Source organism: Vicinamibacteria bacterium (genome assembly GCA_035620555.1).
Taxonomy (GTDB): Bacteria; Acidobacteriota; Vicinamibacteria; order Marinacidobacterales; family SMYC01; genus DASPGQ01.
Genome location: DASPGQ010000774.1, coordinates 1 through 8,172, shown reverse-complemented (window position 1 = coordinate 8,172; position 8,172 = coordinate 1). Strand labels below are relative to the sequence as shown.

The following is an 8,172-nucleotide window of genomic DNA, read 5'->3' as shown; positions in this document are numbered from 1 at the left end:
CTGGATGTAGCTGTGAGCCATCGTTCCCGCAACGGGAATGCCATAGACGAGGCCAGCGAGGACGTTGCTCGTGGCGGAAATGCCGGCGATGTAGAGGGCTCTCGAGGCCTTCAGCGCTGCGTCGGCGCCGTGCATGCGCCTCATACCGAAGTCGACGATGCGCCGATTACCCGCAGCCGTCACCACGCGACTCGCTTTGGATGCGACGATGGTTTGGAAATGCACCAGGTTCAGAAGGAAACTCTCGACAATCTGCGCTTCGGGGAGAGGCGCGACGACCTCGAGGAGAGGCTCGTTATCGAACATGGGAGTTCCCTCGGGGACGGCGTAGACGCTTCCGGTGAAGCGGAGCTGCCCCAGCCAATCGATGAACTCGCGAGAAAAACCCTCTAGCCGGGAGAGCTCGGAGCAGCAAGACTCGGAGAAGCGGAAATTTTCGAGATACTGCAACGCATCGTCCAGGCCGCAAGCGACGAGATAGTTGCGCTCCGGGGGAAGATCCCGGGTGAAGAGGCTGAACACCGCTTCGTCTTCCATGCCCTCCCGCCAGTAGGCCTGGAGCATCGTCAGCTCGTAGAGATCCGTGAGGAGCGCTACATTGTCGTCATCTACCCAGTTCACGTCGGTCTCGAAATGCTTTTGGGCAGGGTGATGAAAAACTCAACCCACCCTGCGCGAGCGGAGCGAGCCCGGCGCGCCCGCCGCGCCGTAAGCAGCCCGAGCCGTGGCGGCCGGTCGATCACGGGTCCCGCCACGGCATTGAGTACTCTTTAATGCTCATCGTCGGCACGCCGGATCGCCACACGCTCCATGATGTCGCCCTCGAGAATTCGGTCGACGTTGTCCATGCCCTCCACGACTCTGGCGAAAACAGTGTAGTTGTGATCGAGCCGAAAGTTGTCCACGAGGTTGATGAAGATTTGACTGTCTCCCGTGTCGCGGCCCCGTGTCGAGATCCCGAGGGTCCCGCGCTCGTGTGAGAGAGTCGACACCTCGTCACGGATGTACTCCGGCCTCCCCACGTATTCGTTGGCGCCGGGGCTCCCGCCCTGGAGCACGAAGTTTGGCACGATCCGGTGGAACGTCAACCCGTCGTAGTATCCCGATTCGGCGAGGCGGGCGAACTGGGCAACGGTCAAAGGTGCGACTTCAGGAAGGAGCTCGACGATGAAGGTCCCTGCCTCCTTCATTTCGATGCGGGCCCGCGCGCCATGGAGTCCGAGCAGGTACTCCTCGTCGGGAAGGGGAGTCGGCGCGAAGCGCGTCGTCTGCGGTCTCTCGCCGAGCAGATCCGCGGCGAGGCCTGCGATAGCCGGATCGAAGTCCGAGATGAGGTAGCGGAGCTCGTCTCTCGGCGCGGGAGAGTCCCGCAGACGTTCGAGCAACAGACGCCGAGGATCGCGAGACGTGTGTCGCCTTTGCGACGAGACCCGCTCGAGTGCGTCGAGCATCACCGACGCGGCCACTTCGTCGCTCTTCCATCCTTCGAGAATTCCGAGCGCGGTCACGAGCAATCCGTAGTCGTCGGAGCCCAGCGCCGCCACCGCGTCCTCGGGGGTCACGAGTGCTTCGGCGACGACGTTGGGGTGAGGATCGGCACGCAGCGACTCGAGGGTCTTTTCGGCCTCGAGGTGCTTGGCCGCTCGCGCGGCGTACACTCGGGCCTGCCACGCCGGATGCGAGGCGAAACGAGGCAGCTCCGCTCGGGCGGCGTCGGGCCGGAGCTTCGCGAGCGAAACGAGCGCGTGCGAAGCCTTCCGCCAGTCCGACGACCCACGGACCAAGGGCTCCAGCGGGGCCGGGTCGCAACCCTCGGCGAGCCGATCGATGGCGAGCAAAACGACGTGATCGCTCTCGTCGGAGAGGGAGCGTTCGGCGAGAGCGCAATCGAACGCGACGCGAAGACCTTCGTAGCGAACGAGGTAAGAAGGATCCCGGCGCGCTTCGCCGAGTCCAATCACCGCGAGCCTCCTGACCTGAGGATCCGGATCCGCGAATGCGAGCTCGAGAACGTCCTCGGGAGTCGATTCGGCTCGTAGCAGCGACGCGAGAGCGAGACGGCGGGTCTCCGATCCAGCGTCTCGCACGACCCGGGCGAGTCTCTCCACCGTTCGCGGCGAGGGCTTTCGATCCTGGCGCCGCAGAGCGGTCTCGAGACCCTTGGCGGCGCCGAATCGTATGGGCTCCTCCTCCAATCCAGGCAGAAACACGTCTTCGTTAGCTTCTTCGAGCCGTCCAATGGCCTCGTAGAGGGCGGAGCGCACCCGGGGATCTCGTTCACGCTCGAGATAGGGGCGAAGCGAGTGGGGCGCTTTCATCTGAGCGAGCGCGTTGGCGGCCTCGACGCGAATGTCGGGCTCCGGGGATGCAAGGAAGGGCACCACGTGTCTCGAGAGCTCCGGTCGCTCGAAACGTCCCAGGGCGCGAATGGCCTGGACGGGATGCTTCTCCAGCGCCTCGACGAGGGGCGCCTCATCGTCGCGGGCGTCTTCGATCGCGAGAAGGCGGTGGTCGAGCGGCCACTGGACGAACAGAGCCAATACCGCTTCGATCACTGGGGCAACCCGACAAGGAACATCGGCTAAAGAATACCGTGAAGGCTCTTCCCCCTGCTCGCGAGCGCGTCGACGCGTTTCGACACGGTGGGGTCCTCCTCCAGTGGCGGGGCGTGATGGGGCTTCAGCCTCGCGTCGATGATGAGCGGTCCCTGGCAACCCCAGTGCTTGTGCCGAGAGAAGCTCTCGACACCATGGACGTCATGTGACGGGTTCGACCGGGTAAACGTGACCCACAGGAAGTTGCGCAGACTCTCGGCCGCCTGCTCGGCGTCGTCCACCAGAACGATGAGGGGGAATCCCTCGAGAGCCGCGGTCGAGAGGCGATGGGAAAGTGCCTCCATCTCGGCCTCCTGTTCCTCGTAGCCGCGGAACCGCGGCGTTTCGAGCACGAGGACCCCCGGAAAAACCGTCCGGGCACGGGCGAGACCGTCCGGTGCCTCGGTGGCGAGCTCGCGTTTCTTTCGTCCCGCCGCGGCGATGACCAGCTTCGAGCCCGCATTGAGCCCGGTCCCGGAATAGTCGAGGGTGTCGATCGTCGTTCGCGTCTGAAAGTGAAGGTCGCGCGTCAGGTCCACGCGCTCGAGCGCGTGGCGCAGAAACGCCTCGACGTCGTGGACGTCGAGAGCTGGGTCGTCCTCGTGGGCGACGATGAACAGGTATTTTGCCAGCGAGCACTGGCCGAAGCCCAGCAGAGCGTTGGCGCACGTCAGAATCTCCTGAGGCACTCGCTCGCCGTAGGGCACGTAGCGCTCGCTTCCGATGGCGAGTAGAAGGGGGTGCACCCCGGCGGCATCGACCGCGTGGATGGCCTTGACCCCGGGCAGTTCCACCGGCACCAGGGGCTCGGTGATCTCGTGGATGAGTTTTCCAAAGCTCGTATCCTCCTGAGGCGGCCGGCCCACGACGGTGAATGGCCAGAGTGCGCCCTCGCGGTGAAACACCGCCTCGACCTCGAGCACGGGAAACTCGTGCGTGAGGCTGTAGTAGCCGAGGTGGTCGCCAAAAGGACCCTCGGGGAGCGTACGCTCGGGGTCGATGGAGCCGGTGATGACGAAATCCGCGTCCGCGGAGACGACGTATTGGCCGGCTCGGGCGAAGCGAAAGCGCCTTCGGTTGAGCATCCCGGCAAACAGAAGCTCGCTCAGACCTTCGGGCAAGGGCATCACCGCGGCGAGTGTATGTGCCGGTGGGCCTCCCACGAAAACGCTCGCTCGAAGCGGCTCGCCACGCCGGACGGCGGCGGCGTGATGTACGCCGATTCCGCGATGGATCTGATAGTGGAGACCGACCTCGATGCCGGTTCGATAGCGGTTGCCGGATAGCTGGATGCGGTACATCCCCAGGTTCGAGGATCCGACGCCCGGGCTGTCGGGATGCTCCGTGTACACCTGGGGAAGGGTGACGAAAGGGCCGCCGTCATCGGGCCAGCTCGTGATGTGGGGAAGGTCCTCGATTCGGGCTCGATGGCGAAGCACCGGGGCCCGACCGACGTGTCGGGGAAGCGATGAGACCGCCGTGAACGGAGCGGCTGCAAGAGTGAGTGGTCGCCTCCAGGCAGAAGCCGGGTCGGCCTTGATCTGGACGATCCGTTTGACCGCGTCGAGACTGTCGCGAAAGATGAAGCGGGCGCGATCCAGCGTTCCGAAGAGGTTGGAAACGCAGGAGAATCGACACCCCTTGACCTGCTCGAACAGCAATGCGGGAGCACCGGCAACATACGCCCGGCGCTGGATCTCCGCCATCTCGAGGTAGGGATTCACTTCTTCTCGAACCCGTACGAGATGTCCGTGGCGTTCGAGATCGGCGACGCAGGCGGCGAGGCTCTTGTAACCCATGGGCCCGGCGGTGATTCTTGGGCTCTGGCCCCGCCGAGTCAAGAGAGGCCTCTCGTTTGGTTTACAATGGGCGCCGTATGAGAGCTGCCGCCTGGCTCGGTCTGTTTCTGTGTGGTTCCGCTGCAAGCGTTCTCGGAGGAGACTATGCGGAGAAGGATTTTCTCACCGGAATCCGCAGACTCACGTTCGAGGGACGCCGAGCCGGCGAGGGATACTTTTCGCCCGACGGGAAGCGTTTGGTTTTCCAGAGCGAGCGCGAGCCGGGCAATCCCTTTTACCAGATCTACGAGCTCGACCTGACGACGGGCGATACCGTTCGCATCTCACCCGGGATGGGAAAGACGACCTGCCCGTTCTTCCAAGTGGGGACGGGGAACATACTCTTCGCTTCGACCCACCACGATCCGCACACCGAAGCTCTCCAGAAGGAGGAGCTGGAGCTGCGAGAATCGGGCAAGGAACGCCGTTACGCCTGGGACTACGATCCGGAGATGGAGCTCTACGTCTACGAGCGAAAGGAAGGCGTCCTGAAGAGACTGACCGACGTCCGCGGATACGACGCCGAGGCGAGCTATTCGCCCGACGGCGCGTGGATCGTCTTCACCTCCACGCGTGGGGCCTATGACCGCGACCTGACCGAGAAGGAACGGAATCTGCTCGAAGTGAACCCCTCCTATTTCGGCGATCTCTACCTCATGAGAGCGGACGGCTCCGGTCTGAGGAGGCTCACGGACGTTCCGGGTTACGACGGGGGACCCTTTTTCGTCGCCGATGGATCGAGAATCGTTTGGCGGCGATTCGACGAAGACGGCCTCGTTGCCGACGTTTTCACCATGAAGCCCGATGGTACTGACGTGCGTCAGCTCACGGATTTTGGTGCGATGAGCTGGGCCCCCTACGCTCATCCCTCGGGCGAGTACGTCTTCTTCGCCTCCAACAAGCTGGGGTTCACCAATTTCGAGATTTACATCGTGGATATCGAAGGTGAGAAGGAGCCCGTGCGCGTCACCTACACGGACGGGTTCGACGCGCTCCCCGTGCCTTCGCCCGACGGCCGTCAGCTCGCCTGGACTTCGAACCGCGCCGGCGGAAGCGGCGGACAGATTTTTCTCGCGAGCTGGAACCACGAACGGGCCATCGAAGCGCTCGAGGCTTCTCCCGTTCGAGGGGGGGCTGTCCCATGAAATCTGCGCCCGCCGTCGCCCTGTGGTCGCTCTCGCTGGGTGTGGCATGGGGCCAGTCGGTGGACGTGGAGACGCATGTCACGGCGCTCGCCGCGGAAACGATGGAGGGGCGCCTCACGGGTACGGATGGGGCGAGTCGGGCTGCCGACTACCTCGTTTCCGAATTGAAGCGACTGGGCCTGCGTCCAATTCCTGGCCAGTCGGACTTTCGCCTGCCGTTTCCTTTCACCGCCGGCGTGAAGGACATGGGCTCGACGTTTTCGATCGGCGATTGGGCCGCGCCCGCTTCCGGGCTCCGGGGAATGTCTTTCTCGGACACGGGGGAGGTTTCGGGGGAAGTCGTGTTCGCGGGTTACGGAATCACCGTTCCCGAGAGCCAGAGCTTTGGTTACGACAGCTATCACGGGCTCGACGTGGAGGGAAAGATCGTTCTCGTTCTGCGCTACTTCCCCGAGGACGCGTCCGCCGATGTCAAGAGCGTGCTCGCCCGCTATTCGGGCCTCCGATTCAAAGCGCTGGGCGCCCGCGAGCGTGGCGCGAAGGGGCTGCTGGTCGTCACCGGACCCCGCTCGCCGAATGCGGGGGAGCTCGTGGGCATGAGCTTCGATACGGCCGCTGCGGGATCCGGCATCGTGGCCGCGAGCATCACGAGTGAGGTCGCCGACAAACTTCTCGCTCCCTCGGGCAAGATCCTCTCCGACGTCCAAAAGGAGCTCGACACCGCGAACCCGCACGTTTCGGGGTTCGCCCTCGAGAACGTCGAGGTGAAGCTGGACGTGCGACTCGAGCGCGAGACCAAGACCGGAAGCAATGTCGCCGGCATCATCCCTGGCAAGGACCTCGATCGCTTCGTGGTGCTCGGGGCCCACTTCGATCACCTGGGCCGAGGCGGAGACGGAAACTCCCTTGCGAGGAAAGACGAAGCGGGAAAGGTGCATGCAGGGGCCGACGACAACGCCTCGGGGGTCTCTGCAGTTTTGAGCATCGCCGAGCGCTTGCGAAACGTCGAGCTCTCGTCCTCGGTGGCGGTCGCGTTCTGGTCGGGCGAAGAGCTCGGACTTCTGGGCTCAACCGATTTCGTGAGGTCTCAGGCCATACCTACCGAGAAGATCGTCGCCTACGTCAACTTCGACATGGTGGGGCGGATGCGTGACAACAAGCTCGTCCTCCAGGCCGTAGGGACGAGTCCCGTCTGGCCTCGCCTCGTCGAGCAGACCAACGTGCCGATCGGGTTCGATATCGAGCTCAGTGAAGACCCCTATCTTCCGACCGATGTGACGAGCTTCAACCAGGCGTCGATCCCCTCGATCAACTTCTTCACCGGAAGCCATTCCGAGTACCATCGGCCGGCGGACCGTCCCGAGCTGATCAATTACGACGACCTCGGCCGGGTCGTCGACTTCGGCACGCTCCTCGCGCGGAAGCTTTCGGAGCTGAACGAGCGCCCCGAGTTCGTCAAAGTGGCTCGGAAACAACAATCGGGAGGCAGCCGAGATACCCTGCGCGCCTTCACCGGGACGATACCGGACTACACGACCGAAGTCGACGGTCTTCTCCTGAGCGGGGTCATCGAGGGCGGCCCCGCCGAGGAGGCGGGTCTTCAGGCGGGGGACGTCATCGTCGAGATGGCGGGACAGAAGATCACGAATATCTACGATTACACGTTCGCGCTCGACGTCGTCAAGGTCGGTGAGCCGGTGACCGTGGTTTTTCTGAGAGATGGCGAGCGTCAGGAGACAAAGCTCACGCCCCGGGCGCGCGAGTGAGGTGTTCAGAAGCTCGTCTGCCGACCGGATTAAACGAGGTCGTGCTCGGCCCGTCCGCATCCAGTACAATCGTCAACGATGGCAGATCCACGGGGCATCCTGATCGTCTCGTCGCGTATCGATCGAGGTGATCTTGCCCGCCTCGTGGAGACCTACTTTCGTGACATGGTCAAGTATGTGGTCGATGTCCGAAGGCGAATGGCCGCCATCGGGGGGGAACTTCACGCGGATGCAGAGCTGCTTCTGCTGGATTCCGGCAGCCAGCAGCGAGACCTCTGGGGAGCAAACTACTATCCGGGCCGCGGACCGGACCAGTGCATCGAATACACCGCGCTCATTAATATCAGGCCCTCCCAGAACAATCCCAGCATGGAGATACAGGATCCCAACACGAGGGAGATGGTGCGCGAGATCACATTCGCTCTCATCGGAGCTGGCGAAGAGCTCTGATGCCCCAGCATTCGGAGCTCAGCGAGGAGCGTTGGTCGCAGTTTACGTTCGACCAGCAGATTCTCATGATTGCAAACGAAATGAATCGAGGGTCGTCGCTCGTTGCCTCTAAGGACGTGGAGAAGATCAAGACCTGCTACGAGCGGGTACTACAACTCACCGACTTGACCGTTCGGACACAGACGAAACCGACTCTACGCAGCGAGCTTCTCCGCTGGCGGGACTGCATCGCCGAGCTCTACCTTCATAAAACGTCGCGACCCGACGACCACCGATCCGCTTTCCGGTGTCTGCTCCGTTTCACGCCGGAGGCATCCCTCCAGATTCGGTATCTCAGGGGCGCCGCGTCCGATGCTTTCTAGCTGCTGGTTCGACGAAG

Annotated in this window: 7 protein-coding genes; 4 read left to right on the top strand and 3 right to left on the bottom strand. The window is 63.3% G+C overall.

The genetic code is table 11. The features are described from left to right. From VEK15_31325 to VEK15_31315, 3 genes are all read right to left on the bottom strand, one after another. The coding region (locus tag VEK15_31325) for a nicotinate phosphoribosyltransferase (protein ID HXV65228.1) at positions 1 to 621 on the bottom strand (621 nt) is incomplete at its 3' end. Between the two features lie 149 nt (positions 622 to 770). After that, a complete protein-coding gene (locus VEK15_31320) occupies positions 771 to 2,555 on the bottom strand; it encodes a peptidylprolyl isomerase (GenBank protein ID HXV65227.1) in 1,785 nt (594 codons plus the stop codon). Positions 2,556 to 2,581: 26 nt separating this feature from the next. Beyond that, the gene (locus VEK15_31315; GenBank protein ID HXV65226.1) at positions 2,582 to 4,393 is read right to left on the bottom strand and encodes a UbiD family decarboxylase; all 1,812 of its coding nucleotides are present in this window, start codon (positions 4,391 to 4,393) and stop codon (positions 2,582 to 2,584) included. A 77-nt stretch (positions 4,394 to 4,470) separates the two neighbouring features. On the opposite strand from VEK15_31315, the gene VEK15_31310 reads away from it, so the two are divergent. From VEK15_31310 to VEK15_31295, 4 genes are all read left to right on the top strand, one after another. After that, positions 4,471 to 5,577 carry a hypothetical protein gene (locus tag VEK15_31310; protein HXV65225.1) on the top strand — a complete coding sequence of 369 codons (1,107 nt, stop codon included), beginning with the start codon at positions 4,471 to 4,473 and terminating at the stop codon, positions 5,575 to 5,577. Beyond that, on the top strand, positions 5,574 to 7,343 hold the full coding sequence (locus VEK15_31305) for a M20/M25/M40 family metallo-hydrolase (protein HXV65224.1): 1,770 nt from the start codon (positions 5,574 to 5,576) through the stop codon (positions 7,341 to 7,343). The genes VEK15_31310 and VEK15_31305 overlap by 4 nt, the downstream gene beginning before the upstream one ends. A 78-nt stretch (positions 7,344 to 7,421) precedes the next feature. Further along, on the top strand, positions 7,422 to 7,793 hold the full coding sequence (locus VEK15_31300) for a DUF5674 family protein (protein ID HXV65223.1): 372 nt from the start codon (positions 7,422 to 7,424) through the stop codon (positions 7,791 to 7,793). Then, complete coding sequence (locus VEK15_31295) at positions 7,793 to 8,155, top strand: hypothetical protein (protein HXV65222.1); 363 nt, start codon at positions 7,793 to 7,795, stop codon at positions 8,153 to 8,155. Before VEK15_31300 ends, VEK15_31295 begins: the two co-directional genes overlap by 1 nt. Positions 8,156 to 8,172: the final 17 nt, after the last annotated feature.